The sequence below is a fragment of the Streptomyces venezuelae genome (genome assembly GCF_008642335.1).
In the GTDB taxonomy this organism is placed as follows: Bacteria; Actinomycetota; Actinomycetes; order Streptomycetales; family Streptomycetaceae; genus Streptomyces; species Streptomyces venezuelae_F.
The window spans coordinates 3,380,997-3,407,616 of sequence record NZ_CP029191.1 but is presented as its reverse complement, the minus strand read 5'-3'; the positions used below and the strand labels follow the sequence as shown (position 1 = coordinate 3,407,616).

The following is a 26,620-nucleotide window of genomic DNA, read 5'->3' as shown; positions in this document are numbered from 1 at the left end:
GGAGGCTTTCCTGTGGGCGAGGGGCAGGAAGAGGACCGGGCGTATCGACCAGGTGATCCGGGTGTGCGGCATTCCTGTGAGGTGGCCTCACCGGCGAGTACCCGCGGGGCCTGGTCATCGCCGCCTGGTACGCCATCAGCCACGTGAGGTTGATCCTCTCCTAGGCGACCCTGCCGGAGCACTCCATCCCCCACCCTGCGCGACGGGAGCGTGGCAGATGGCCGGCACATGGGGCGTCGTCGCAGGCATCATCGGCTCACATGCACACCGCGGTGACGCACCAGTCAAGGTCCGTTCAAGCAGAACGCACTAGGGTCGCCGGATGATCCGCACCATCGCATTCGACGTAGGCGAGACCCTCGTCCGTGACGACCGCTACTGGACCTCGTGGGCCGACTGGCTTGGCATCCCACGCCACACCGTCTCAGCGCTGGTCGGCGCCGTCGTCGCGCAGGGAAAGGACAATGCCGAGGCACTGCGCCTCATCCGGCCCCACGCTGACCTGACTGCCGAGTACCAGGCCCGTGAGGCGGCAGGCTGCGGTGAGCAGCTCGACGAGAGAGACGTGTACGAGGACGTCAGGCCTGCACTCGCCGCGCTCCGGCAGGCGGGGTTTCGCGTCATCATCGCGGGCAACCAGACCACGAAGGCCGCCGGCCTGCTACGGGCTCTCGACCTGCCTGCGGACCTGATCGCGACCTCAGGAGAGTGGGGCGTGGCCAAGCCCGCCCCGGAGTTCTTCGAGCGGCTCGTCACCGAGGCGGGCGTCCCCGCTGAAGAGGTTCTGTACGTCGGCGACCATCCGCAGAACGACACGCTGCCAGCCGCTCGCGCTGGTCTGCGCGCCGCGCATCTACGCCGTGGCCCATGGGGCTACCTGTGGGCTGACGATCCGCAGGTCGCGGCGACCGCGGACTACCGGATCGACTCGCTTACGGACCTTGTCGCCGCTCTCAGCGCCTGAACGGCGGACGAAACGGCCCCTCCTCCTGATGGAAGGCGGCCGTTCGCGTACCTAAGCGTGATCACGCGGGTACGGTTCGAAGAGAACACCTCGAACTGGAGGCAGCATGCCCGCACTTGATGAAAGCGGGCTGGGTAAGCGGATCGCTGTCCTGCGCAAGACGAAACGCATGTTCCAGTCTCAGCTCGCGCGTGAGTCCTATCTGTCCCTGCCCATGATCAAGGCCATCGAGCAGGGCAAGCGGCAGCCCAGCGACGCCGCGCTCGAATCGATCGCGGTCGCACTCGGCGTCGACCCGACCCGGCTGCTGTCGACGTTCACCGGCACAGAGACCCGCGTGCACGCGGCACTGCCCCGCATCTCCGCGGCGCTGGCCACCTACGACGTGTCGATCATCCCGGCCCAGCGAACTGCCGCCGAGCTGCATGTGGCCGTCAGCGAAGCCGTGAACTGGCGCCTCGCAGCTCAGTACGGCCGGATCGCGCAGCACGCCGCCGGCCTCCTCGCCGACGCGCTCGCCGTCTTCCACGCCGCGAGCGACCAACGGGAAGCCGCCGGCCTGCTGGTGGCGACGGCCCGCTCGGCGGACGCTGTCGCCTACAAGTACGGTGCCCGCGACCTGTCGGCTCGGCTGATCGAGTTGATGCGGTGGGCCGCCCCGTACACGGAGGACCCGCTCGTCGGCACGTCCGTTGCCTACGTCCGGACCGAAACGTTCTTCACAGCCCGCGCTCACACCGCAGGTACGCGCGCACTGGAGACCGCCATTGACGGGGCCCCGGCCGTCACTGACGAGAGCACGGCGGCCGCCAGCGGCGCGCTGCACATGCGCGCCGCCGTCATCGCCGGACGGGACGGCGACGCCGCCACCGCGGAGACCCACCTCGCCGAGGCCCGCCGCCTTAGCGCCAGCATCCGGGAGGGCATCTACCGGGGCACGGCGTTTGGCCCGGAGTCTGTGCGTATTCACGAGCTATCCGTCGCCGTGGGCCTGGGCCAGGACCACGTCGGCCAAGCGTTCGCGGTGGCCCGGAAGTGGACGCCGTCCGCGAACATTCCGGCTGAGCGGCGGTCAGGCTTCTGGATCGAGCTGGCTCGTGCACAGATGTGGGGCGGTCGGATGGATGACGCGTTCGAGTCGCTGAAGGTGGCGCGCTCAATCGCTCCTCAGCACACGCGCGAGCACCCGTGGGCACGAGAGACCGTGGCGACGCTGGAGCGGCTGAAGCGTACTGACGAGGAGTCTCTCCACCAGTTCGCCGTCTGGGTCGGCGCCGTCTGACGCAACCCGGTTGAGCGAATCCGAGGGGATACAGCCTGTATCCCTGGCCCCGCCCCCGGGCGCCCATGATCTGTGCATCGACCTGACAGAGCAGGGGCTACCAGATGAGTGACACGATCGAGGAGACCGACGTCTCCGTGGCCGAGGTGAGCATCGCTCGCCTGCACGGGCCGGCGTGCTGGGATTGCGGGGCAGCCTCACGCGTCCTCGTGCCCAGCGGGACGGTGCGCGACGAGACCGGCCAGGTGTGGACTAAAAGGACATGCGGCTGCGTGGGGGCGTCCTGATGACGAGAGACGGCCTCGGTGCCTTCGACTGGCTGGCGCGCGCTCAGGCAGCGCCGGAGCAGGCGCACAAGGAGTGGGCGGAAACGGGCATCGCTCTGTTACCGCTGGGGAAGCGGTTCAACTCGGTGTACCTGCCCGGGCACCTCGTCCATGTCGCAGCCGGGACTGACGACCAGGATGTCGTGACCAGGATGTTCGCCGAACTGCTCGACGGACCGGTCATCCACAACCGGCCGCAGAACCAGTACTACGCGCTGGTCGAGCCCAGCAACACACATACGTGGATGCAGGAATACCGCGAGGCTCCGATGCTGGGCACCGGGCAGTTCCTGTCCGTCCCGGCCGCCGACCTCACCGGTCCGACTGGCCTGTACTGGGCTGTGCGGCCCCGCATCGTCGGCGACCTGTGTGCCGTTCCGTCCGTCGCCGCGCTCATCCACATGGCCCGCGACCCGCGACGGGCGGGTGCCCGGTGAGTGTGCCAACCGTCTGGGTCTTCAGCCCGGAGGCGGCCTCGCAGATCGTGGACGGGATGCTCCGGAAGCACCAGCTCGGTTGCTTCGCCTGCCGCACTGAGGAGTGCGAAGACGGGGAACGGATGCGTCGGGCTCTACGCGCGGTGCACACCGTGCTGCAGGGGCCAGAGCCTCCCACGCCCGGCGAGGAGGCGCGCCGGTGACCGACACCCCGACGAACCCGATCAAGCCTGTGCCGGTGCCGTGCACGCCGTGCCTGCTGCGCCTGCTGGCGGGTACGCCCCGAGTGGCCCCACGCTTGCGAGCTCACGACGTGGGTCAGCATCCGCGGGGGCGGCGATCTGGTCATCGGCGCCGTGCAGGACTGCCCGTGCCGCTGCCCGGTGCAGCCGGAGAGTCCCGCGCTGCAGGCGGCTCGGGCCGAGGCCCGGCAGAGGACCAGCCCGACCTAGCGGGTGGTCACCAGGCTCCCGTGCCGCTCTTGGAGGACGGCGGTACGGGTGACGGCGGCGGGTCTATGGACGGCCCCACGCCGCCGGCCGCCCGTCCCCATCCCCGGGCCCTGGGGGCGGGCGGTACCAGGTCGGGAGGTGCATGCCCTGGCCGGGGTCGCCTACTGCTGGCGGCCGCCCCCCATGCCGCACATGGGGGGCGGTCTACGTTCACGGCCCGCGCGACCTGCGCAAACGCGGTGATCGTTTAGGGGCCATTTAGGGGCCGCGCTCGCGTAGCAAGACTGTAGTCAGAGTGCGCGAGACCGAAGTCAAAGTGCACGCGGAGGGCATGAGAAAGGCCCCGGCAACCGCTTGACCTGCGGATACCGGGGCCTTTGCCCTGACCAAAACCGTGCCCCCGGCAGGATTCGAACCTGCGACACCCGCTTTAGGAGAGCGGTGCTCTATCCCCTGAGCTACGAAGGCGGGGTCCTGCGTGGACCGCTGGGAGCGGTCCCTGGACAGGGTAGCGGATGAGGGTGCGGCCGTCGGCCCCCCGGGGTTGCTCGTGGGGGGCGACGGCCTTCGTGTGGCGTCAGGCGACGGGGGTCGTCGGCGGTGGGGCGAAGCGCATCGGGGTGATCTGTTTGACGTCGTAGCGGGTGCGCATGCGGCGTACCGCCTCCGGGTCCACCGAGTCGCCGCCCGCCGACCAGATCTCCGCTATCTCCTCGAAGTACGCCTCGTGCTCCGGCGAAGGGTTGCTCTGGAACAGCATCCGGACCGGGCTGTCCGTGGCGTTGCGGAACGCGTGGGGCGTGTTGGGCGGGACGAACATGCTGCTGCCCGCCGGGGCGCGGACCACCCTGTCGCCGTCGGCGGACTCCCAGTCCAGCCAGTCGTCCGTACGTTCCGCCGGCTCGAAGGCGAGGAGTTCCAGCTCGCCCTCCAGGATGTAGAAGAATTCCTCCGCCTCCTCGTGGTAGTGGCCGCCCGTGTCGAAACCGGGCGGGACCACCACCTCGAAGATCGACGACGACGAGCCCTGTGCCCCGGTGGCCTTGAAGGTCACTTCCTGCGCTTTCGTGACCAGCTTGCGGCCCTCGCCCGGCAGGCGGATGAGGTCACTCATGCGATCGACTCCTTGCGTGGCAGTGTGCGCGAGCAGTGCGGAAATGTAGTGATCGCAGTCAGGGTATGACCCTTACCTCAAGGCTTGCTCGGGTCCGCCGCAAGCGCGCGCTACTCGATCACCAGGTCCACCTGGATGTTGCCTCGCGTCGCCTTCGAGTACGGGCAGAACGCGTGCGTCTTGCGCAGCAGCTCCTCGCCCGGCGCGCCCTGCAGGTGGTCCGGGAGTTCCGCCCGCATGACCACCGAGAGGCCGAAGCCGCCGTCCGTCTCGTCCTTGCCGATGCTGACCTCCGCCGTCACCGACACGTCCGACACGTCGATCTTCTCCTGGCGCGCGATGCTGCCCATCGCGCTCGCGAAGCACGCGGCATACCCGGCCGCGAAGAGCTGCTCCGGGTTCGTGCCCTGGTCGTTGCCGCCCAGCGCCTTCGGGAAGCCGAGCGGCAGGTCGAGCTTGCCGTCGGAGCTGACGGCCCGGCCCTCGCGGCCGTTGGCGGTGGCTACTGCGGTGTACAGCGCGTCCATGGGGATCATCCCGTTCTCATCGTTGTGGCTGGCTGGCCTACGAGGGTGAGTGTTGCACGCTATTTAGTTGTGCACAACTTAATTGTCCAAGTGGTGGTGCGCTGTAGCCTTGCGTCATGGACGACGAGGACCTTCTCCGGCTCGATCAGCAGATCTGCTTCTCGCTGCACGCCGCCGCCCGCGCCTTCAACGCGGTCTACCGGACCCTGCTCAAGGACCTCGGCCTGACCTACCCGCAGTACCTGGTCATGCTCGTCCTGTGGGAGCACGACGAGCTGGCCGTCAAGAAGATCGGTGAGCGGCTGCGGCTCGACTCGGGCACCCTCTCGCCGCTGCTCAAGCGGCTCGAAGCGGCCGGGCACGTCGAGCGGCGGCGGAGCGCCGAGGACGAGCGCTCCGTCACGGTGCGGCTCACGGAGGCGGGGCGTGCGCTGCGCGAGAAGGCCGTCGCCGTGCCCCGCGCCCTCGCCGACTCCACCGAGCTCTCCCTCGATGATGTCCGGGACCTGCGCACGCGGCTCGATCAGCTCACGGCCGCCCTCGACGCCCATTCGGGCCAGGGTGCCAAGAAGACGGCGTCCTAGTGGACGTCGGCGGCGAACACCTCCTCCGTCGTCGTCACCACCGCGCACTTCCCCGCCGCCCACCGCAGCGCCATCGCGTGGTCGTCCGCCGAGAAGTCCGCCACCGCGTCGGCCACCACGAACGCCTGGATGTCCTGCATCCACGCGTCGCACGCCGTCATCAGGACGCCGATGTGGGCGTAGATGCCGGTGATGATCAGTTGGTCGCGGCCCTGTTCGCGTAGGCGCTCCAGGAGGTCCGTGCGGACGAAAGCGCTGTACTTCCACTTGGTGAGGACCGTCTCGGCCGGTGCCGGGCCGATCTCCGGCGCGATCGCCGCCGCCTCCGCGTCGTCGGGCAGACCCGGGCCCCAGAAGTCCTGCTGGAGGCCGCGCTCGGCGGGGGACTGGCCGCCCGGCTGTGCGGTGTGCACCACCGGGATGGCGAAACGGGCGGCCCGTCTCTTCAACTCGGTTACGTGTGACAGGAGTTCCGGGACGGGGGGTGCCGTGCGGTCGTACGCCGAGAGGAAGTAGTTCTGCAGGTCGTGGACGAGCAGCACGGCGCGGGACGGGTCGACCTGCCAGTCGACGCGGTTCGCGGGCAGCTCGTCGGGTGTCGGCATCGGGTAGGGGGTGATGGCGGGGAGGGCCATGGTGCGGACGTTCCGTTCAGGGGTGGGGTTGGGGTGCTAGGTGCGGGGCATGGGGCGGGACTGTCAGGACGACGCCGGTTCCCTCAGCGCCGTTTCCCGCTGCGCCGTTTCCCGCAGCGCCTTCTTCGAGATCTTTCCTACGCCCGTCTGCGGGAAGACCTCCACGAACTCGACGCGGTCGGGCACCTTGTACGAGGCGAGTCCCCTCTCCCGTACGAACTTCCTGATCGCGGCCGGGCGCATCGGCTCCGCGTCCGCGCGCAGGATCACGTACGCGCAGGTCCGCTCGCCCAGGTACGCGTCCGGCTCGGCGACCACGTTCGCGTCGTGCACGGACGGGTGGGCGAGGATGTGGTTCTCGACCTCCTCGGCCGCGACCTTCTCGCCGCCCCGGTTGATCTGGTCCTTCGCCCTGCCCTCCACGACGAGGTGGCCGGTCGCGGTCAGGCGCACCACGTCGCCCGTGCGGTAGAAGCCGTCGGCGGTGAAGGAGCGGGCGTTGTGCTCGGGGGCCCGCCAGTAGCCGCGGATCGTGTACGGGCCGCGCGTCAGCAGGTGGCCCGTCTCGCCGAACGGCAGGTCGTTGTCCTCGTCGTCGACGACGCGGATCTCGTCGTCCGGGGAGATCGGGCGGCCCTGGGTCGTGACGATCGTCTCCGGGTCGTCGTCCAGGCGTGTGTAGTTGACCAGCCCCTCTGCCATGCCGAAGACCTGCTGCAACGTGCAGCCGAGCGCCGGCTTCACCCGGCGCGCCGCCTCCTCGCTGAATTTCGCGCCGCCGACCAGGAGTACGTCCAGGCTGCTCAGGTCGTACGCGGTGGCCGGCGCCGCCTCCGTCCAGAGCAGGGCGAGCGGCGGGACGAGGCCCGTGATGGTGACGCCCTCGGACTCGATGAGGGGGAAGGCGGCCTCCGGACTGGGCTGCGGGCACAGGACGACGCGCGCGCCCGCGTACAGCGCGCCCAGCGAACCGGGGGAGGAGAGCGGGAAGTTGTGGGCCGCGGGGAGGGCGACCAGGTAGACGCTGTCCTCGTCCACCGCGCACAGCTCGTTCGAGCCGCGCAGGGAGTAGATGTAGTCGTCGTGGGTGCGCGGGATCAGTTTCGGCACGCCCGTACTGCCGCCGGAGAGCTGGAGGAACGCCAGGTCGGAGGGGGCGGGTGCAGCCGGTAGCTGCGTAGTCGGCTCCGTCGCCATGTCCGGGGCCACGTCCGTCGCCACGTCCGACAGCGCCTCGAACGGGCCCGCGTCGCCCTCCGCCACGAACACGTGCCGCAGCGTCGGGATCTCGTCGACCAGCTTCGCCGCGAGTCCGCGGTAGTCGAAGCCGCCGACCTGCTGCGGGATGACGTACGCGGCGGCCTCGGTGAACTCGCAGAAGTAGCGGATCTCCGTCTCGCGGTGCGCGGGCAGCGCGAAGACCGGGAGCGCGCCGATGCGGAACAGCGCGAAGATCGTCTCGAAGAACTCGGCGATGTTGGGGAGCTGGACGACCACCTTGTCGCCCTTGCCGATCCCGCGCGCCAGCAGGCCCGCGGCCAGGCGGTCGGCCCTGCGGTCCAGTTCCCCGTACGTCCAGCGGCGCGCCGCCGCACCGGCGCCGCCCGGGTCCACGATCGCCACGCGGTCCGGGTGCGCGGCGGCTCTCTCGCGCAGCATCCCGCCGAACGTCTCGCCCCGCCACCAACCCGCCGCGCGGTAGCGCTCCGCGAACTCCCGCGGCCAGGTGGGCGCGTCCTCCCCGAGTGACCCGAGTGACCCGAGTGAAAGGCTCACAGCTCCGCCCCCACCGCGTCCAGGAACGTACGGAACTTCGCGCCCGTCTCCGCGGTCTCCGCCGCCGGGTCCGACGCGGCGACGACGCCCGCGCCCGCGTAGAGCCGCAGGCTGCGCTCCTCCGCCTCGGCGCAGCGGATCGTCACGACCCACTCGCCGTCGCCGTTCGCGTCGCCCCAGCCGACCACGCCGGTGAAGAATCCGCGGTCGAACGGTTCCGTCTCGCGGATCGCCTCCCGCGCGGTCGCCGTGGGCGTGCCGCACACCGCGGGGGTGGGGTGCAGGGCGCAGGCCAGTTCGAGGGCCGAGGTGTCGGAGGAGGTGAGGGTGCCGGTCACCGTCGTGGACAGATGCCACATGGTCGCGGTGCGGACGAGGGTGGGGCGGGCCGGGACGGTCAGGTCCGTGCAGAAGGAGGCCAGCGCCTGGTGCACGCCGTCCACCACGACGGAGTGCTCGTGCAGGTCCTTGGCCGATTCCAGGAGTGCGGCGGCGCGGCGTACGTCCTCGGCGAGGTCGTCGCTGCGCGGCGTCGAGCCGGCGAGGGGGTTCGCCACGACCTGGTTGCCGTGGCGCGAGACGAGCAGCTCGGGGCTCGCGCCGATGAGGGTGCGGCCCGGCGCCGTCGGCAGCGCGAAGGTGTAGCCGGAGGGGTCGCGGCGGGCGAGGCGCTGGAGCATCGCGGGGAGGTCCAGCGGGGCGGGCGCGGTGAGTTCGAGGGTGCGGGCGAGGACGACCTTGCTGAAGTCGCCGCGCCACATGCGGTCGACGGCGGCGGCGACGCCCGCGCCGTACTCCTCGGGGGAGGGCACCGGACGGATGCGCCAGCCGGTGGCGTCCGCCGTCTCTACGGGCAGCGCGATCAGCGGGTCCGCGGCCAGCGGGGGCGCGGTGCGCAGGGCCGCGGGGACGGCGAGTGCGGCGGGCGCGGTGGGGTCGAAGGGGACGGCGCCGACGACGTACGGCTCACCGGTCCCGGTGCCTCGGGCGTCGGCCAGGGTGGCGGCGACGCGCTGCGGCAACGGCCGGTCGTCGTGCGGGACATGCGCGTGCACACCCTCGGCGAGCAGGGTGCGGGTGGGCGTCGCGAGGAACCGGTCGCCCCGGGTGTAGGCGGCCAGGAGCGAAGTCGCCGCTCCGACGACGGGGTTGGCCTGCTCGGCGGTCGTGACGAGCGGGGCGGGGATGGCGTGCGGGGCGGGGGTGGAGTGCGGGGCGTGCTCGTCGTGCGTGGCGACCTCGGGTGCCGTCGACACAGTGGCTCCAATTCTCGGGCGGGGCTCGGGTGGTGTGTGCGCGGGGGTGGGGCTGGGCTCTGGCGCAGCGGCGTGATCAGCGCAGCCTCGCGGTGGGGTTCTCGCGCAGCGCGGTGATCAGCGCAGCGTCGCGCCGCCGTCCACGTACAGCTCCTGCAGCGTGATGTGGCGGGCGCGGTCCGAGGCGAGGAAGACCACCGCGTCGGCGATGTCGTGGGGCGTGGCGATACGGCCGAGGGGGATGCCGGTGCGGTACGTCTCCAGGTTGCCGTCGAGCACCCCCGCCGGCGCCTGTGCCGCCGTGCCGTCGGGCCAGAGCGCGCGCTGCATGGCCGTGTCCGTGGTGCCGGGCGCCACGACGTTGCAGCGCACGCCGCTGCGGGCGATCTCCAGGCCGAGGCACTTGGTGAACGCGGCGGCCGCCGCCTTCGACGCGGCGTACGCGGCCATGCCGGTACGCGGGATACCGGCCGCGTTGGAGCCGACCGTGACGATGCAGCCGGAGCCCCGCGCCGTCATGTGGGAGGCGGCGGCGCGGGACGTGTGGAAGACGCCGGTGGCGTTCACGGCGAAGGTGTCGGCCCAGTCGGCGTCGGTCAGTTCGGCGACGGCGGAGCCGCGCAGGATGCCCGCGACGTTCACGAGGAGGTCGAGTGCGCCGTGGTCGCGGACGATGCCGTCGATGACCGACGTCACCGCGGCGACGTCGGTGACGTCCATGACGCGGGGCGTGACCGTGCCGGAGAGGCCTCGCGAGGCGGCCGCCAGTTCGTCGACGCCGTGCGCGTCGCGGTCCGTGGCGACGACGTGCGCGCCGCGGGCGGCGAGCGCGGCGGCCACCGCGGCGCCGATGCCCTGGCCCGCGCCGGTCACCAGAGCGGTACGCCCGGCGAACTCGCCCTCGGGCATGTGTGAGCGCATGTGTGAGAGACCTCCCCCAACTCGTTAGGTAAGGCTAACCTAACGTAAAACCCCTGGGGGGAGGTTTACAGGGTCGGAAGTCGCCTCGGGTGTCGGATCGTGCCGAATCGTGTGTCGACTCAGGGCCTGTCCCGGCCGGTCGTCCCTGTGCTACCTTCCGAGAGGTACGTGTGTACGCCCCGTCCTGGGCGCCCGTACCGTCTCAGGTCGCCTTCTCTGCGCGACCCGCTTCTTTCTCCGTACTGCCGACCGGACTCTCGCTCGGCAGCTTTCTCTCCGCCCGACGTGCGCGACGTGACCACTGCCGTCCCGCCGGGCCCTCTTCTTCGCATGTCGCGAAAGGACCCTCATCATGACTGCCACAACCATCGAACAGCCTCCCCTCACCGTCACTGCGGCTGTATCCGCAACTGACCACTCCTGCGCGGGAGTTCTCGACATCGTCCGAGAAGGGCGCGGGTTCCTCCGGGGCGCCGGCTGCCTGCCGGGCGACGGCGACGTGCAGGTGCCCGCCGCGCTCGTCCGCCGACTCGGCTTGCGCTCCGGCGACTTCGTCGAGGGCGTCTGCGGGAAGCCCCGCGTGCTCGCTGGCGTCGAGCGCGTCAACGGACGCGTCACCGAGGCCCTGCGCGGCAGGCCGCGGTTCCGGGAGCTCACGCCGCTGCACCCGCGCGAACGGCTCCGCCTGGAGACCGAGGGCGGGCCCGTCGCCGGACGGCTCGTCGACCTCGTCGCGCCCGTCGGCAAGGGGCAGCGCGGACTGATCGTCGCCCCGCCGAAGACCGGCAAGACCGTGCTGCTGCAGCAGATCGCCGCGGCGGTCGCCCGCAACCATCCCGAGTGCCACCTCATGGTCGTCCTGCTCGACGAGCGGCCCGAGGAGGTCACCGACATGCGGCGCTCGGTCCGCGGCGAGGTGCTCGCCTCGACCTTCGACCGGCCCGCCAAGGAACACATCGCCCTCGCCGAACTCGCCGTCGAGCGCGCCAAGCGCATGGTCGAGGACGGGCGGGACGTCGTCATGCTCTTCGACTCGCTGACGCGGCTGTGCCGCGCGTACAACAACGCGGCGACCGGCAGCGGCCGCACCCTCAGCGGCGGTGTCGACGCGGCGGCCGTGCACGGGCCGAAGCGGCTCTTCGGCGCCGCGCGCCTCGCCGAGGAAGGCGGCTCCCTGACGATGCTGGCCACCGTGCTCGTGGACACCGGGTCGCGCGCCGACGACTACTACTTCGAGGAGCTCAAGAGCACCGGCAACATGGAGCTCCGCCTCGACCGCACCCTCTCCGACCGGCGCGTCTTCCCCGCCATCGACATCACCCCTTCCGGCACGCGGAGAGAGGAACTGCTCGTCGGTGACGCCGAGTTGACTGCCGTACGCGGGCTCCGGCGCGCCCTGCACGGGCAGAACTCCTTCGAGGCGCTGCTCGACCGGATCCGCAAGACGCCCAGCAACGCCGCCTTCCTGCGGCAGGTGCGGCAGACCGTGCCCGGGTCCCTGCCCCGCGACGACACCGCCACGGCCGCGTGACGCTACGGCCGCGTGACGTGCACGCGGTAGTCGCCGTCGTCCGTCACCCCGGCCACCGTGACCCGCACCCCCGTCTTGCGGTCGGTGAAGGTCTCGCCGACGCCGTACGTCGCGTCGGAGAGCTCCGCGTGGACGTTGGGGCGGCGCGTGCAGCCGCCGCTGTCGGGGGTCGCGTCGGAGACCGTGACCGGGCCGTGGCCGGTGTCGACCTCCGCGTCCACGCGGTAGACCAGGACGCCCGGCTTGCAGACCGCCTCGTCGTTGCCGCCGGGGGCGCGGGCCTCGATCGCGTACCCCGTCTTCTCGCCGAGCGGGGCGAACGCCAGTTTCGTGCCGCCCGGGTGGGCCAGCGGGGACAGGGTGTGCTCGGTCGTGCCGGAGCCCGCCGCGCAACCCACCTGGTCGTCGTCGAGCCAGCCCAGCTTCCACTTGTGCCAGGCCAGCAGGTCGTTGTTGGCGCCCCAGTCCTCGCTCATGATGTCCCAGTGGCCGACCGCCCCGCCGCCGTCCTGCGTGTACAGGTCGGGCAGGCCGAAGACGTGGCCGTTCTCGTGCGGCAGGACGCGGTAGCCCGTCTCCCGGTAGCTGCCCGAGCCGTCGTCCTGGCGGCTGTAGACGAAGGACGCGTTGGAGACGGGGACGCCGTCCGCGACCGGCGCCTCGTGGTTGCCCGCGAAAGTCACCGACAGGACGGTGTCGAGGGCCGAGGGGCCCGCGTTCGGGGTGATCAGGATGTTCACGAGGTCGTACGCACGGAAGTCCACGTCGGGGTCGGCGGCCGCCACGATGTCCTCGACCAGCGTGCGGTAGCCGGGATCGAAGGGGGCGCCGCGCTCTATCCCGTACTCCTTGAACGACTTCGGCATCCGCAGCCAGTCCGGCAGGGGGGACTCGGGGCGGTAGTCGAGGCGACCGTACGAACTGGTGCGGAACCACTCCGAGGTCTGCGGGAAGAACTCCGCGAGACGGTCCATCGCGCTGCCCTGGCCGGGCGCGTCCGAGAAGTCGACCATCAGGTTCAGGGCCCGGACGGTGCCGGTGGAGCGGGAGTAGCCGGGCGGTGTGGGCACGCCCTCCGTCATCTGTACGCCCATCGTGCCGCTGATCATGCAGGGGCCGAGGGTGGTGCCGCGGGCCAGGGCCACCGGCCCCGCCGCGCTCCGCGCGCCCTCCATCAGGCGTCCGGTGCTCGCCGACGTGGTGACCGCGAGGGCGAGCGCGGCGACGGATCCGAGGGCGACGCCCCGGCGGGCGGGGCGTATCCGGCGCCAGGTCGGCTGCTGCATGCATGGGCCTTCCGCTCCGCGGCAGCCGCCGGTCATGGCTGCACCCTGTTCGATCACCCTCCGCCGGAGGGTGCGAGGACGCTCGTTGGGTGCGACCGATCGTGGGATTCCTGCCCGAGACAGGTGTGACCCGGCTCACATGGATTAAGTCGGGGTGCGGGAAATATCCGGGGACTCCCTCCCCGTTTAGCACTGTGTCCGCGTGAAACGGGGAGTCACTCCCCACATCGCGCACCATCTTCCCCGACCGACACACGAGGAGCAGCCGTGGACACCGCCACCGCCCCGCAGCGCCGAGTCCCGCGGCCGCGGGCCGACGCCCTGCGCAACCGGGAGCGGATCGTCGCCGCCGCACGCGAGATGTTCGTGGAGTACGGACCGGACGTACCCCTCGACGAGGTCGCGCGCAGGGCCGGTGTCGGCAACGCCACGGTCTACCGTCACTTCGCCGACCGCGCCGAGCTCGTGCGGCAGGTCGTCCTCTATGTGACGGACCGCGTCGCGGCCCACGCCGAGCAGGGCATCGCCGTGGCGAACGCCGACGCGAGCGCCTCGTTCGCCGCGCTGCGCACCTTCGTGCATGCCGCGGCCGAGGAGCGCATCGGGGCCATGTGCCCGATGCTGTCGGCCGACTTCGACCCCTTCCACCCCGACCTGCTCGACTCGCGCGAGCGGTTGGAGCAGTCCATCGAAGGCCTCATGGAGCGGGCCCGCGAGGCCGGCCAGCTGCGCACCGACATCGCCGTCGGTGACCTGATGGTCGCCCTCTCCCAGCTCACCCGGCCGCTGCCGGGCACGGCCTGCCCGAACATGGACCGCTTCATCCACCGCCATCTGCAGCTGTTCCTGGACGGCCTGATGGCGCCCGCCCGGTCCGAGCTTCCGGGGGCGGCGGCGACGCTGGAGGACCTCCGGCAGCACTGACCCGCACCGCCCCGCGCTTTTCGCCCATTACTTTTCGTACCTTTTTCACCACTCCGTACCGCTAGGTGGCTACTCCCATGTCTCAAACAGCCCTCAGGCCCGACACCGGGCCCGACGCCAACCGCTGGAAGGCGCTCGTCTTCATCGCGCTCGCCCAGCTGATGGTCGTCCTCGACGCGACCATCGTGAACATCGCGCTGCCCTCCGCGCAGCAGGACCTCGGCATATCCGACGGCAACCGCCAGTGGGTCATCACGGCCTACGCGCTCGCCTTCGGCGGTCTGCTGCTCTTCGGCGGCCGCATCGCCGACCTGTGGGGCCGCAAGCGCACCTTCGTGACCGGCCTGGTCGGCTTCGCCGCGGCCTCCGCGCTCGGCGGCGCCGCGACGGGTGAGGCCATGATGCTGGGCGCCCGCGCCCTCCAGGGTGTGTTCGGCGCGCTGCTCGCGCCCGCCGCCCTCTCGCTGCTCGCGGTGATGTTCACCGACGCCAAGGAGCGCGCCAAGGCCTTCGGCATCTACGGCGCGATCGCCGGTGGCGGCGGCGCCGTCGGCCTGATCCTCGGCGGCTTCCTCACTGAGTACCTGAACTGGCGCTGGACCTTCTTCGTGAACATCCCGTTCGCGGTGATCGCCGCCCTCGGCGCGTACTTCGTCATCCGTGAGCCGGCCGGCGGCCGCAACCGCTCGCCGCTCGACATCCCCGGCGTGGTCCTGTCCACCCTCGGTCTGGTCGCGCTCGTCTACGGCTTCACCCGCGCCGAGTCCGACGGCTGGTCCGACGCCGTGACCGTGACGATGTTCGTCGCCTCCGTCGTGCTGCTCGCCGCGTTCGTCCTCACCGAGGCCAAGGTCAAGTCGCCGCTGCTGCCGCTGCGCGTCCTGACCGAGCGCAACCGCGGCGGTGTCTACCTGTCGCTCGGCCTCGCGGTCATCGCGATGTTCGGCCTGTTCCTGTTCCTCACGTACTACCTGCAGATCGTGAAGGGCTACTCGCCGGTCAAGACCGGCTTCGCCTTCCTGCCGATGATCGTCGGCATGATCACGGGCTCCACGCAGATCGGTGCCCGCCTGATGACCCGCGTCCCGCCGCGGCTGCTCATGGCCCCGGGCTTCCTGCTCGCGGCGGTCGGCATGCTGCTCCTGACGCAGCTGGAGATCGGCACCTCGTACGCCGGTCTGATCCTGCCCGCGCAGCTGATGCTGGGCCTCGGCATGGGTACGGCGTTCATGCCCGCCATGTCCCTGGCCACGCACGGCGTCGAGGCCCGTGACGCCGGTGTCGCCTCCGCGATGGTCAACACCTCGCAGCAGGTGGGCGGCGCCATCGGCACGGCCCTCCTGAACACCATCGCCGCCTCGGCGACCACCGCGTACCTCACGGACCACGCGGCGGGCGCCACCAACCCGAAGCTCCTCCAGGCGCAGGCCATGGTCGAGGGGTACACCAGCGCCATCTGGTGGGCGGTCGGGATCCTGGTGGCCTCCGCGCTGATCGCGGCCACGTTCATCACCACCGGCCACCAGGGCGGCACGTCGGCTTCCGCCGACTCGTCGGACGGTGCCGAGGACGAGGTCAAGATCCCGGTGATGGCCCACTGACCCGGGCCCGACGCGGCACCGACGGCACCTAGCGGAGCCAGGGGAGGTCCGCCCCGGCCTCCTCGGGCTGAAGTCCCTCGGCGACGATCTGCATGATCTCGCCGAGGGCCTTCTGCTGTTCCGGGGTGAGCCGGTCGAAGAGGGCCTGGCGGACGGCGGTGACATGGCCGGGAGCGGTTCTGCGGAGCACCTCGAACCCGTCGTCGGTCAGGATCGCCAGCTGCCCGCGCTTGTCGGACGGACAGTCCTCGCGGCGCACCCAGCCGCTCTTCTCCAGGCGCGCTATGGCGTGCGAGAGACGGGACCGGGTGATCTTCATCTTCTTGGCCAGCTCGGTCATCCGGAGCCGCCGCCGCGGGGCGTCGGACAACTGGACCAATAGGCCGTAGTACATGTGGGGCATGCCCGCGTCGCGCTGCAACTGACGGTCGAGGAAATCGTCGAGAAGGGTCGTCGCCTGAAGGTAGGCCCGCCAGACGCGCTGCTCTTCGCCGTCCAGCCAGCGCGGCTCGCCGGCCGGGGGAGGGGTCGCTGCCGTATCCATGTACCCCACTGTACGAGGTTGTTCCTTGAATTTTGAACAAACCAGTCGTACGATGTCGACCGTAAAGCTTGAGGTTTCAAGTAACCATAGGTTTCAAGTAATCAAGTGACTGTTCGGTCCGCTCGCCGGAGGTGCGCGATGTCCCGCATGCCCGCCCTGTATCTCAGCCACGGCGCACCGCCGCTCGCCGACGACCCCGTCTGGCCCGGCGAGCTCGCCGCCTGGTCCGCGGGGCTGCCGCGCCCGAAGGTGATCCTCATGGTCTCCGCGCACTGGGAGGAGGCCCCGCTCGCCCTGTCCGCCACCGAGACACTGCCCCTCGTGTACGACTTCTGGGGCTTCCCCGAGCACTACTACCAGGTGACGTACGCCGCGCCCGGCGCCCCCGAACTCGCCGCCTCCGTACGGAAACTGCTGCACGCCTCCGGCACGCCCGTCCAGGACGTGCCGGACCGCGGGCTCGACCACGGCGCGTACGTCCCGCTCGTGGAGATGTACCCGGACGCCGACATCCCCGTGCTTCAGATCTCCCTGCCGACCCTCGACCCGCGCCGCCTCATGGACATCGGCCGCAAGCTGGCGCCGCTGCGCGACGAGGGTGTCCTGATCGTCGGCAGCGGCTTCTTCACGCACAACCTCGCCGCGCTGCGGCAGGGCGGCGTCCCGTCCTGGTCGGCGGAGTTCGACGCGTGGGGGCACGAGGCGCTGGAGGCGGGCGACGTGGACGCGCTGCTCGACTTCGGGCACAAGTCCCCGGCGGGACAGCTCGCCCACCCGCGCACGGAGCACTTCGCGCCGCTGTTCGTGACGCTGGGCGCGGCGGACGCGACGGGCGATCTGAGGGGACAGCGGAGCGTGATCGACGGCTTCTGGATGGGACTGGCGAAGAGGTCGGTGCAGTTCGGCTGAGGGGGGAGGGGGCAGTAGCCCCGAAGGGGCGTTCTCCAGGGGCGCGGGCCCCTGCGACGGTACTTCTGGACTACGGCCCGGTGTCGCAGCCAGGGGCGCGGGGAACTGCGCGACCAGCCACGGCGGGCCCGCGGACGAAGCCCGTCTCAGCCGAGCGGCACGCTCAGCTCAACCGCCCGCAGAACCGCCCCCAGCGCCCGCTGATCACCGACGTCCAACGCCGTGTCCGCGAACTTGATCACGTGTTCGTCCCCATGCGCGAGCGCCCGCGCAAAGACCTCCTCGGCATCGAGGTCCCCGACCGGCTCGTACGCCACCGGCTCATCCGGCGCGTACATCGCGGTGACGGCGGCCGACGCCGTCCACGCCGCCCGCAGGCTCGGCACCCACAGGGCGCGGGGGAGCGCGGGCAGCGCGCGCAGCACGGCGTTGGGCGCGGTCGCCGCGTGCACCAGCATCGTCTCCTCGCCGTGGCCGTGCGTCGCGTACCGGTGCGTGGCCGCCCGCACGAGCTCGGCCAGCCTGCGCCGGGCCTCCTCCGGGTCGTCCACGGCGGCCGCCCACGCCGGGATCCCCTCGACCCGGGCGAGCCGCGCGGGGAAACCGCCGTCCGCGCGGTCCGCGATGGGCGGCACCGCGTCCAGGCCGTCGGCGGCGGTGCCGTGGACGCCGGGCAGTACGGCCACGCCGACGAGAGGGCGGTGGCGGGCAGCCCAGTAGCCGAGGCCGTGGGCGAGCTCCGCGAGGCGGGGCCCCGCGTCCGTGCCGCCCTCCTCCAGCGTGCGCACGGCATGGCCCACCCGGATCACGGGGTGCGTCGAGCCGCCGTACAGACCGGGCAGCAGCCGGGGCCACCACTGCGCGAGCACATCGCGCCAGGGCCGCTCCGCGATCTGCCGCTCGAAGTACGCGATCCAGTCGGCGGCGCGGCGCGGGTCACCCAGTGCCGCGGCCCAGTTCACCTCGGTGACCGGCTCCACGGGGGCGGGAAACTCCTCCAGTTTCGGGGCGTAGAGATCGAGCCACCGGTGGACGGCGGCGGCCTGCCCGCGCGCGGCGAGCGCCTCGACGGCCATCGGGGCGTGGTTGGTGAGCCGGCCGAGCCGTTCGGGCCCGGTGGCGTGCAGCCGCTCCAGGGCCTCGTCGAGGACGCCTGAGGTGTCGCTCCTGTGATCCATGGGGGGACGGTAGGCCGCCGCCCCGGCGTCGGGTAACGGTCTCGGGCCCTAGGTCCCGGGGCCGAGGACATGACGACTCGGTTCGACTGGACATGAGTACTCGGCGCGTAACGGAGCACACGATCAGGGCGGAGAGCGGAGGACCGGACTCGAGCGCCCTGAGCAACCAACAGGGTGCGCGGACCGTCTTCACGAGGGAAGAGCAGCCAATGGCGCCGCGCTCTTCCGGCAGGAACCGGCCCTCGAAGCCCGGCCTGACCTGCATCTCCGAGCCCTCCGAGGCACCAGGGCGCCCGTGCGGCGCCACAGGGTACTGCACCGTCAAGAAAAAAGATGCGCGGCTTGGGAATTCTGTCCGGATTCCAGTCGTTGTTTCCATCGGATGCAGGGCACCCGAGGGTGTGCCATCCACCACAGAGGCCCCACGAGTGGGCCGACCAGGACAACCATCGCAAGGGAGCACGCATGGCAACCCGTGCCGTCGCCCGTCGTAAGTCCGCCTCCGGCGAGACCGACGCGGCACGCAGTGTTCGCGCCGTAGGCGGGGAGATCGCCGACCGCGACCTGGTCGGCATGTACCTCGACGAGATCGCGCGTACGCCGCTGCTGGACGCCGCCAAGGAAGTGGAGCTCTCCCAGGTCATCGAGGCGGGCGTCTATGCCCAGAAGATCCTGGACGGAGAGGTCGAGGACAGCAAGGTCACCGCGGACCGCGAGGAGCTCGAAGCCCTCGTCGCCGACGGTGAGCGCGCCAAGGACGTCTTCATCCGCTCGAACCTCCGCCTGGTCGTCGCGGTCGCCCGCCGCTATCCGCGCAGCGGCCTCCCCCTCCTCGACCTGATCCAGGAGGGCAACGCGGGCCTGGTCCGCGCGGTCGAGAAGTTCGACTACGCCAAGGGCTTCAAGTTCTCCACGTACGCCACGTGGTGGATCCGCCAGGCCATCACCCGCTCCATAGCCGACCAGTCCCGCACCATCCGCCTCCCCGTCCACCTGGTGGAGGAGCTGGGCCGGATCCGCCGTGTGCAGCGCGAGTTCAACCGTGAGAACGGCCGCGACCCGGAGCCCGCGGAGATCGCCGCGGAGCTGTCCTCGACGCCCGAGCGCGTCACGGACGTCCTGGACTGGGCGCGCGACCCCGTCTCGCTGAACATGGGCGTGGACGACGAGGGCGACACGCAGTTCGGCGACCTCCTGGAGGACACGTCCGCCGTCTCGCCCGAGCAGTCCGTCCTCTCGCTGCTCCGCAGCGAGGAGCTCGACGGCCTCATCGGCCGCCTGGACCAGCGCACGGCGTCCATCATCAAGATGCGGTACGGCATCGACGACGGCCGTGAGCGCACGCTGACGGAGGTCGGCAAGGAGCACGGGCTCACGCGTGAGCGGATCCGCCAGATCGAGAAGCACGCGCTGCTCGAACTGAAGAAGCTGGCGCGGGACACGGGGTTCGACGCGGCGGCCTAGGCGGCCGGCCTTTGGGGGATCACTCGGCGCCGTGGGCTCGGGCCGTCGCGCTTCGCGCGTTTTCCCCACCCACCCGCCCTTGCGATCCCGTGCGAGCGGGTCACGGGCCGGGGCACATCGTGGATCGGGTCAGCTTGCTGATCGGGTCAGGCGTGCGCCCATCTCTCTCACGCACTCCACCAGTTCCCGCGGGCCCCGCACGCTGAAGTCGCAGTCCATGACCGCCAGCCGGACCGCCAGCCACTCCACGGAGTCCGAGGCCTCGCAGCGCAGGCGGCAGCTGTGCTCGTCCACCGGCTGGACGGGGCCCAGTGCCGAGGGCAGCCGTGCGGTGACGAAGTCGGCGGGCGCCGCGAAGGCGACGTCCACTTCGTACGTGCGCTGACGTCCGCGCCACATCGACTCGCGGATGAACGTCGCCGCGTCCCCCCGCGGCAGCTCCCGCGGCACGAACCGCGCGCCCGTCGCGAACGGCTCGGAGACCCGGTCGACGCGGAAGGTCCGCCAGTCCTCGCGGTCGATGTCGTACGCCACGAGGTACCAGCGGCGCCCAGTCGACACCAGCCGGTACGGCTCGGTGAGCCGCCGGGACTCCGTGCCGTCCCCGGCGCGGTAGGCGAACCGCAGCCGCTCGTGCCCTGCCGCGGCCGACGCCATCACCGTCAGCGTCTCCGGCGCGATGCTCGCCCCGTCCCCGCTGGTCAGCGGCGTCGTCGCGATCTGCAGCGCGGAGACCCGGTGCCGCAGCCGCCCCGGAAGCACCTGCTCCAGTTTGGTGAGCGCCCGCACCGACGCCTCCTCCACGCCCTCCACCGCATGCCCCGCCCCGGCCCGCAGCCCGACCGCGATGGCCACCGCCTCCTCGTCGTCCAGGACCAGCGGCGGCATGGCTTTGCCCGCGACCAGACGGTAGCCGCCGGCCGCGCCCTGGCTCGCCCGCACCGGATAGCCGAGGTCGCGCAGCCGGTCGATGTCCCGCCGCACCGTGCGCCGACTGACGCCGAGCCGCTCGGAGAGCTCGGCACCGGGCCACTCACGGGGCGTCTGCAGAAGGGAGAGCAGTTGAAAGAGCCGGGCTGGAGTGTCGGTGCCGGTACCGACACCGGAAGCCGCGCCCAGTTTCGCCGTCCTCGTACCGTCGTCCGCCGCATCCGTCGTCATACCGACCAGGATGCCGGAGAACTAGGACACGACCTGACCTATATGGCCTCTAGCCTTGCCGCATGACTTCACCCAGCACCACTTCCGCTCCCGGGACACCGGCGGCCGCCGGCGACCGGCGGCGTTGGTTCGCCCTGGCCATCGTGATGACGGCCGCCTTCATGGACCTCGTCGACGTCACGATCGTCAACATCGCCATCCCGTCGATCCAGCGTGACGCGGGCGCCTCGTTCAGCCAGATCCAGTGGATCACCGCGGGCTACTCGCTCGCCTTCGCCGCCGGCCTCGTCACCGGCGGGCGGCTCGGCGACATCCACGGCCGCAAGCGGATCTTCCTCATAGGCATCACCGGGTTCACCGTCGCCTCCGCGCTCTGCGGCTTCGCGGCGAACCCGGAGATGCTGGTCGCGTCGCGCATCCTCCAGGGCGGCATGGCCGCGCTGATGGTGCCGCAGGTGCTGTCGATCGTGCACGCGACCTTCCCGGCCCACGAGCGCGGCAAGGTCTTCGGCCTCTTCGGCATGATCGTCGGGCTCGGCGCGGTCTCCGGACCGCTGCTCGGCGCGCTGCTCACCGAGTGGAACATCTTCGGCCTCGAGTGGCGGCCGATCTTCCTCATCAACCTGCCGGTCGGCATCGCGGGCGTCATCCTCGGCCGGAAGTTCATCAGCGAGTCCAAGGCGCCGCGCGCCCTCAAGCTGGACCTCGTCGGCGTCGTCCTGGTCACCGCCGGTCTGCTGATGCTGCTCTATCCGCTCACCCGCGGCCGCGAGCTCGGCTGGCCCACCTGGGGCTACGTGATGATGGCCGGGTCCCTCGCCGTCTTCGGCGCACTCGTCGCGTACGAGAAGAGGAAGGCCGCGAAGGACGGTTCGCCGCTCGTCGAGCTGTCCCTGTTCAAGGTGAAGAGCTTCGCCGCGGGCATCGCGGTGCAGACGGTCTTCGGCATCACACTGGGCATCTTCTTCCTCGTCTGGACGCTCTACATGCAGATCGGCCTCGGCTGGAGCGCGCTGCGCGCCGGTCTGACGGGCGTGCCGTTCTCGATCGCCGTCTCGGCGGCGGCCGGTATCTCCGTGCAGAAGCTCGTGCCCCGCTTCGGCCGCAAGGTGCTGCAGACCGGCGCCGTGGCGATGGCCGCGGGCGTCCTGATCTACATCTGGGAGGCCGGCCGGTACGGGACGGACATCGCGCCCTGGCAGATGGCGCTCCCGCTGGTCGTGATGGGCGTCGGCATGGGCCTGATCGTGGCCCCGCTCACGGACGCGGTCCTCTCGGACGTCCCGCAGGAGCACGCGGGTTCGGCCTCCGGACTCATCAACACCGTGCAGCAGATGGGCACGGCGCTCGGCCTCGGCCTCGTGTCGGTGGTCTTCTTCGGAGTCATCGACGAACACGTCGGGCCCGACCGGATTCCGGCGGAGTTCGTGGACGGCTTCCAGAACGCGCTGTGGTGGGTGGCGGCCGTGCTCGCCGTCATCTTCCTGGTGATGTTCGCCCTCCCGGCAAAGCCGAAGCAGCATGTCGAGGGCGGCGGCGGGGACGACGGTGCGGTGACCGTGGACGCTTTGGGGAAGGAGCCCGTGCTGACGCAGTGAGGGGTGGTCGTACGGTTTCCCCGCGCCGGGTAGCTCCAGGGGCGCGGGGCCGTGACGATCTGCGGCTCCGCCGCGGGGCGCGCCCAGCCACAACCGGCCCGCAGTGAAGAACCGACCGACCAGCGGAGCGCTAAAGCTCCGCCTGCGCCGCCACCGCGTCAAGGCCTTCCAGGACCTCCTTGGGGCTACCGCCCTTGACCACTCCCTCGCCGATCCGGCGACGCACCGCGCCACGAACCTCGGGCCAAGACCCGAGATTCGTAGGCTGGAACTGCGCCTCCGGCATCTGATCGATGAAGTCCCACATCGGCCGCTGCTTCGGATCCTTCCGCAGCGCGTCCGACGCGGAGCTCGTCACGGGCAGAGCGGACTGACTCCCGCCGTACGCGAGGGCGGACTTGCGCCCGTACAGGTAGCTCAGGAACGTCCCGCACTGCTCCCGCCGCCCGTTCTGCTTGAACGCCATCAGCCAGTCGTTGAGCCCGACGGGCGGCGCGGCGCCGCCCAGCTTCCGGGGGAACGGGGCGTGCCCGTAGGGGAACTTGGCCTGGTCCGCCGCGCCCATCAGGACCGGGTGGGCGATGAGCATGCCGATCTTCCCGCGCAGGAACTGGGCATACGCGTCCGTCCTCGTCAGCGACTTCGGGTCGGCGCCCGCGAGCCCGCGCGTGACGAGGTTGTCGCGCAGCCAGGTGAGGGTGTCGATGTTGCTGGGGTTGGCGAAGTCGTAGCCGGTGAGGCCCGCGTAGCCGCCGCCGTCCGCGAGGAGCCAGGCCAGGATCTCGTCCTCGGCGGCCTCGGGGCCGAGCTGCAGGCCGTACGGCGTGGGCACGCCGATCGCCTTCAACGCCACGGCCGCGTCGCGCAGTTCGGCCCAGGAGCGAGGCGCTTTGACACGGGCCTGCTTGAACAGCGCCTTGTTGTAGAAGAGCCGCGGGGTGCTGGCCAGGAACGGCAGGCCGTACTGGACGCGGTCGACCATACCCGCCTCCGCGTACGAGCGGATGAAGTCGCCCTCGGTGCGCACGTCGAACAGGTCGGACGCGCCGTACAGCTTGCCGTCCTCGGCGTAGGGCGCGAAGAGGTTGGACTGGGCGATGTCGGGGGCGTCGCCGTCCTTCACGCGCCGGGCCAGGGTCTGGTCGAGCTTGGCGAAGGGGACGCGTTCGAGGTCGACGCCGATGCCGGGATGGGCCTTCTTGAAGGCGCCGATGAGGCTGCCCCACTGGTCGCCGATGGAGGAGCCCACGCTCTTGTCGTAGCTGGCGACGAGGAGCTTGAGCGGGGTGTCGGTCTCCGCGGAACAGGCGCTGAGGCCGGCGGCGCCGAGCGCGGTGGCGCCGGTGAGACCGGCCGTGTGGAGAAGGAACTGCCGACGACGCACCGCTGATTGCCACCTTCTGCTTGTCCGCGCGCATCCGACGACGGCGAGCAGCCTCGTCGATGCGCCTCTGGCGGTGGCAGATTCTGCCATACGGGCAGTAAGTGCCGATGAGCCCGTGTCGGGGTGCTGGCATAACCTGCCTGGCATGCCTGACATGCCTCCCGTTTCGCTCACGGAGCGACGCAAGAACGAGACCCGCCTGGACATCGCCCGTACCGCGGCGGCGCTCTTCGTGGCGGACGGGCTGCGGGCCACCCGCGCCGAGGACATCGCGCGGGCGGCGGGCGTCGCGCCGCGCACGTTCTACCGCTACTTCCCGACCAAGGAGGAGTCCGTCGCACCGCTCTTCACGGCGGGCGCGCAGCAGTGGGCGGAGGCGGTGCGTGCGGCACCGGCGGAGCTGTCCGTTCCGGACGCGCTGCGGCACGCGGTCAGGGAGGCGCTCGGGGCGGAGACCGCGGGGGCCATGGAGTCCCTGGACTGGGTGCGGTCGTTGCTGCGCATGGCGGTGGAGAGCGCGGCGCTGCGGGCGGTGTGGGCGGACGCGTGCCACGCGTCGGAGCAGACGCTGCTGGCGGTGCTGGGGGAGCGGGCGGGGCTGGGGGAGCGGGCGGACGCCGCGCACTCCCTCGATCTGCGGCTCGCGGCGGCGGTCGCGAGCGCGGCGGTCCGGGTGGGGGTGGAGACCTGGGCGGGGGACTCCTCGGGAAGCGACGGTCCGGCCGCGCTCGCCGAGCGCTGCCTCGCCGCGCTGGACGCGTTTCCCTGGCCGTAGGTCTGTGGCGGGGTCGTAGGCCCGTGGCGGCGCGGGCCCAAAGCAACCTCGCGCGGTGACCGAAGTCCGTTTGTGTCCGGGTCGCGCCCGACTCTGTTTACTTTCCGGAAACCCGGCCGTACTCTCGTGGTGAAACCACAGGCTCGGGCATGCGGCGGAGGCAAACGGACATGTACGCACCGGAGCGACAGCAGGAGATCCTGCGGCTCGCGCGCGACGGCGGCCGCGTCGACGTGCTGTCCCTCGCCGAGGAGTTCCAGGTCACCGCGGAGACCATCCGACGAGACCTGAAGGCCCTCGACCGCGCAGGACTCGTGCGCCGCGTGCACGGCGGTGCCATACCGGCGGGGCGCCTCGACTTCGAGCCGGACCTCGCCGAGCGCGAGGGCACCGCCGCCGACGAGAAGGACCGCATCGCCCGCGCCGCCCTCGCCGAACTGCCCGCCGAGGGCAGCGTCGTCCTCGACGCCGGGTCGACCGTCGCGCGGCTCGCGGCGGCGCTCCCGCTGGAGTCGACGCTCACCGTCGTCACCCACGGTCTGCCCACGGCCGCCCGCCTCGCCGACCACCCCGGCATCCAGCTCCACCTCATCGGCGGCAGGGTCCGGCAGCGTACGCGCGCGGCCGTCGACGCGTGGGCCCTGCGGGCGTACGGCGAGATCCGCGCCGACGTCCTCTTCCTCGCCGCCAACGGCTACTCCGCCGAGGCCGGGCTCACCACCCCCGACCTCGCCGAGGCGGCCGTGAAGCGGGCGGCCATCGCGGCGGCCCGCCGGGTCGTGCTGCTCGCGGACTCCGCCAAGCACGGCCAGGAGCACTTCGCGCGCTTCGGGGACCTGGCCGACGTGGACCTGCTGATCACCGACACCGGCCTGACCGACGACGACGCCGCAGCGATCGAACGCGGCGGCACGGAAGTAGTACGCGCATGAGCAAGGAAGCAGTCGCTCCGCGCACGAGCAAGGAAGCAGCCGGTACGCGCATGATCCTCACCGTCACCCCCAACCCCTCCCTCGACCGCACCTACGAAGTGCCGGCGCTCGACCGCGGCGAGGTCGTCCGCGCCACCGGCGAGCGCGTGGACCCGGGAGGCAAGGGCGTCAACGTGTCGCGGGCCGTCGCGGCGGCGGGCGTGCGGACCGTCGCCGTACTGCCGCTCGGCGGCGCGCCCGGCGCACTCGTCGCCCAACTACTCGACGAGCAGGGCATCGAGGCCGCCCCCGTACCGGTGGCCGGGCAGACGCGGTCCAACATCGCGGTCGCGGAACCCGACGGCACGCTCACGAAGATCAACGCGCCCGGCCCCGAACTCTCCGACACGGAACGGGAACTGCTGCTCACCACTGTCGGCGAGCGGTCGCGGGGCGCCGACTGGATCGCCTGCTGCGGAAGCCTGCCGCGCGGCCTGAAGCCGTCCTGGTACGCGGAGCTCGTGGCCCGCGCGCACGCGGCCGGCGCCCGGATCGCCCTGGACACGTCGGGACCCGCGCTGCTCGCCGCGCTCGCCGAACGCCCCGACGTCGTCAAGCCCAACGTCGAGGAGCTCGCCGAAGCGGTCGGTCGCCCCCTCACCACGGTCGGTGACGCGGTCGAGGCCGCCGAAGAGCTGCGGAAGGCGGGCGCCCGCGCGGTCCTCGCCAGCCTCGGCGCCGACGGCCAGCTTCTCGTCGACGCGTCCGGCTCGTACTTCGCGAGCGCCCCCGTCGCCGCCGTACGCAGCAACGTCGGGGCCGGCGACTCCTCCCTCGCCGGCTTCCTCATCGCCGGCGGCTCGGGACCCCGCGCCCTGGCCTCCGCCGTCGCCCACGGCGCGGCCGCGGTCCAGCTCCCCGGCAGCGCGATGCCGACCCCGGCGGACCTGGCGCCGGACGCCGTCGCGGTGACGGCGGAGATCCCGCTGACCCGCGTACTGACGGAGCCCGCCGCATGAACCCTCCTGCCGCCGTCCCCTCAACAGCCCCCGCCCACCGGGCGATACGCGTGCAAAGGAG

General features: G+C 71.4%; 24 protein-coding genes and 1 tRNA gene. 13 read left to right on the top strand and 12 right to left on the bottom strand.

The features are described 5' to 3' along the window. Window positions 1-322 precede the first annotated feature (322 nt). The 3 genes from DEJ49_RS15200 (at window position 323) to DEJ49_RS15190 (ending at window position 3,009) form a co-directional block, all read left to right on the top strand. Window positions 323-964, top strand: a complete 642-nt coding sequence (locus tag DEJ49_RS15200; RefSeq protein ID WP_150184618.1) for an HAD family hydrolase — start codon at window positions 323-325, stop codon at window positions 962-964. Window positions 965-1,070: 106 nt separating this feature from the next. Further along, window positions 1,071-2,246, top strand: coding sequence for a helix-turn-helix domain-containing protein (locus tag DEJ49_RS15195; RefSeq protein WP_150184617.1), 1,176 nt, complete (start codon window positions 1,071-1,073; stop codon window positions 2,244-2,246). 286 nt (window positions 2,247-2,532) lie between these two features. Continuing rightward, complete coding sequence (locus DEJ49_RS15190; RefSeq protein WP_150184616.1) at window positions 2,533-3,009, top strand: hypothetical protein; 477 nt, start codon at window positions 2,533-2,535, stop codon at window positions 3,007-3,009. An 847-nt stretch (window positions 3,010-3,856) separates the two neighbouring features. Here DEJ49_RS15190 and DEJ49_RS15185 read toward each other — a convergent pair. The 3 genes from DEJ49_RS15185 to DEJ49_RS15175 all read right to left on the bottom strand — a co-directional run bounded on the left by DEJ49_RS15185 (window position 3,857) and on the right by DEJ49_RS15175 (window position 5,102). Continuing rightward, window positions 3,857-3,929 (bottom strand) — tRNA-Arg (locus DEJ49_RS15185). A gap of 109 nt (window positions 3,930-4,038) precedes the next feature. Beyond that, window positions 4,039-4,575 carry a cupin domain-containing protein gene (locus DEJ49_RS15180; protein WP_150184615.1) on the bottom strand — a complete coding sequence of 179 codons (537 nt, stop codon included), beginning with the start codon at window positions 4,573-4,575 and terminating at the stop codon, window positions 4,039-4,041. Between the two features lie 110 nt (window positions 4,576-4,685). Further along, entirely contained in the window at window positions 4,686-5,102 is a 417-nt protein-coding gene (locus DEJ49_RS15175) for an organic hydroperoxide resistance protein (protein WP_150188253.1), read from the bottom strand. Window positions 5,103-5,218: 116 nt separating this feature from the next. Here DEJ49_RS15175 and DEJ49_RS15170 point away from each other — a divergent pair, with 116 nt between their 5' ends. Continuing rightward, a complete protein-coding gene (locus DEJ49_RS15170) occupies window positions 5,219-5,686 on the top strand; it encodes a MarR family winged helix-turn-helix transcriptional regulator (protein ID WP_150184614.1) in 468 nt (155 codons plus the stop codon). Here the strand turns inward: DEJ49_RS15170 and DEJ49_RS15165 are convergent. The 4 genes from DEJ49_RS15165 to DEJ49_RS15150 all read right to left on the bottom strand — a co-directional run bounded on the left by DEJ49_RS15165 (window position 5,683) and on the right by DEJ49_RS15150 (window position 10,274). Continuing rightward, entirely contained in the window at window positions 5,683-6,321 is a 639-nt protein-coding gene (locus tag DEJ49_RS15165; RefSeq protein ID WP_150184613.1) for an isochorismatase family protein, read from the bottom strand. The two genes, DEJ49_RS15170 and DEJ49_RS15165, sit on opposite strands and share 4 nt — an antisense overlap. Before the next feature lie 63 nt (window positions 6,322-6,384). Then, the gene (locus tag DEJ49_RS15160; RefSeq protein WP_150184612.1) at window positions 6,385-8,097 is read right to left on the bottom strand and encodes a (2,3-dihydroxybenzoyl)adenylate synthase; all 1,713 of its coding nucleotides are present in this window, start codon (window positions 8,095-8,097) and stop codon (window positions 6,385-6,387) included. Then, complete coding sequence (dhbC, locus tag DEJ49_RS15155) at window positions 8,094-9,284, bottom strand: isochorismate synthase DhbC (RefSeq protein WP_150188252.1); 1,191 nt, start codon at window positions 9,282-9,284, stop codon at window positions 8,094-8,096. Before dhbC ends, DEJ49_RS15160 begins: the two co-directional genes overlap by 4 nt. 186 nt (window positions 9,285-9,470) lie before the next feature. Continuing rightward, complete coding sequence (locus DEJ49_RS15150; protein ID WP_150184611.1) at window positions 9,471-10,274, bottom strand: 2,3-dihydro-2,3-dihydroxybenzoate dehydrogenase; 804 nt, start codon at window positions 10,272-10,274, stop codon at window positions 9,471-9,473. Between the two features lie 352 nt (window positions 10,275-10,626). On the opposite strand from DEJ49_RS15150, the gene rho reads away from it, so the two are divergent. After that, window positions 10,627-11,805, top strand: coding sequence for a transcription termination factor Rho (gene rho / locus DEJ49_RS15145; RefSeq protein ID WP_150184610.1), 1,179 nt, complete (start codon window positions 10,627-10,629; stop codon window positions 11,803-11,805). A 2-nt stretch (window positions 11,806-11,807) separates the two neighbouring features. Here the strand turns inward: rho and DEJ49_RS15140 are convergent, their stop codons facing one another. Beyond that, complete coding sequence (locus DEJ49_RS15140; protein WP_150184609.1) at window positions 11,808-13,091, bottom strand: M6 family metalloprotease domain-containing protein; 1,284 nt, start codon at window positions 13,089-13,091, stop codon at window positions 11,808-11,810. Window positions 13,092-13,358: 267 nt separating this feature from the next. On the opposite strand from DEJ49_RS15140, the gene DEJ49_RS15135 reads away from it, so the two are divergent. Both DEJ49_RS15135 and DEJ49_RS15130 read left to right on the top strand, forming a co-directional pair. Continuing rightward, complete coding sequence (locus tag DEJ49_RS15135; RefSeq protein ID WP_150184608.1) at window positions 13,359-14,015, top strand: TetR/AcrR family transcriptional regulator; 657 nt, start codon at window positions 13,359-13,361, stop codon at window positions 14,013-14,015. 77 nt (window positions 14,016-14,092) lie between these two features. Further along, on the top strand, window positions 14,093-15,616 hold the full coding sequence (locus DEJ49_RS15130; RefSeq protein WP_150184607.1) for an MFS transporter: 1,524 nt from the start codon (window positions 14,093-14,095) through the stop codon (window positions 15,614-15,616). 28 nt (window positions 15,617-15,644) lie between these two features. On the opposite strand, the gene DEJ49_RS15125 is transcribed toward DEJ49_RS15130, so the two are convergent. Next, entirely contained in the window at window positions 15,645-16,160 is a 516-nt protein-coding gene (locus DEJ49_RS15125) for a MarR family winged helix-turn-helix transcriptional regulator (RefSeq protein ID WP_150184606.1), read from the bottom strand. 138 nt (window positions 16,161-16,298) lie between these two features. On the opposite strand from DEJ49_RS15125, the gene DEJ49_RS15120 reads away from it, so the two are divergent. Further along, the gene (locus tag DEJ49_RS15120) at window positions 16,299-17,069 is read left to right on the top strand and encodes a dioxygenase (RefSeq protein ID WP_190329358.1); all 771 of its coding nucleotides are present in this window, start codon (window positions 16,299-16,301) and stop codon (window positions 17,067-17,069) included. 146 nt (window positions 17,070-17,215) lie between these two features. Here DEJ49_RS15120 and DEJ49_RS15115 read toward each other — a convergent pair whose 3' ends face one another. Then, window positions 17,216-18,247 (bottom strand): questin oxidase family protein, encoded by a 1,032-nt coding sequence (locus DEJ49_RS15115; RefSeq protein ID WP_150184605.1) that lies wholly within the window; start codon window positions 18,245-18,247, stop codon window positions 17,216-17,218. Between the two features lie 465 nt (window positions 18,248-18,712). On the opposite strand from DEJ49_RS15115, the gene DEJ49_RS15110 reads away from it, so the two are divergent. Further along, window positions 18,713-19,711: an RNA polymerase sigma factor RpoD/SigA gene (locus DEJ49_RS15110; protein ID WP_150184604.1), complete on the top strand. Its 999-nt coding sequence runs from the start codon at window positions 18,713-18,715 to the stop codon at window positions 19,709-19,711. A 129-nt stretch (window positions 19,712-19,840) separates the two neighbouring features. Here the strand turns inward: DEJ49_RS15110 and DEJ49_RS15105 are convergent, their stop codons facing one another. Then, a complete protein-coding gene (locus DEJ49_RS15105; RefSeq protein ID WP_150184603.1) occupies window positions 19,841-20,872 on the bottom strand; it encodes a helix-turn-helix transcriptional regulator in 1,032 nt (343 codons plus the stop codon). 62 nt (window positions 20,873-20,934) lie between these two features. Between DEJ49_RS15105 and DEJ49_RS15100 the strand changes: the two genes are divergently transcribed. Continuing rightward, entirely contained in the window at window positions 20,935-22,470 is a 1,536-nt protein-coding gene (locus DEJ49_RS15100) for an MFS transporter (RefSeq protein WP_150184602.1), read from the top strand. A gap of 130 nt (window positions 22,471-22,600) precedes the next feature. Here the strand turns inward: DEJ49_RS15100 and DEJ49_RS15095 are convergent, their stop codons facing one another. Beyond that, a complete protein-coding gene (locus DEJ49_RS15095) occupies window positions 22,601-23,854 on the bottom strand; it encodes an extracellular solute-binding protein (protein ID WP_223832844.1) in 1,254 nt (417 codons plus the stop codon). Between the two features lie 145 nt (window positions 23,855-23,999). On the opposite strand from DEJ49_RS15095, the gene DEJ49_RS15090 reads away from it, so the two are divergent. From DEJ49_RS15090 to pfkB, 3 genes are all read left to right on the top strand, one after another. Next, window positions 24,000-24,629: a TetR/AcrR family transcriptional regulator gene (locus DEJ49_RS15090; protein WP_150184600.1), complete on the top strand. Its 630-nt coding sequence runs from the start codon at window positions 24,000-24,002 to the stop codon at window positions 24,627-24,629. A gap of 170 nt (window positions 24,630-24,799) precedes the next feature. Continuing rightward, window positions 24,800-25,561, top strand: a complete 762-nt coding sequence (locus DEJ49_RS15085; RefSeq protein WP_150184599.1) for a DeoR/GlpR family DNA-binding transcription regulator — start codon at window positions 24,800-24,802, stop codon at window positions 25,559-25,561. Between the two features lie 50 nt (window positions 25,562-25,611). Further along, window positions 25,612-26,559, top strand: a complete 948-nt coding sequence (gene pfkB / locus DEJ49_RS15080) for a 1-phosphofructokinase (RefSeq protein WP_150188250.1) — start codon at window positions 25,612-25,614, stop codon at window positions 26,557-26,559. The last annotated feature ends 61 nt before the right edge of the window (window positions 26,560-26,620 follow it).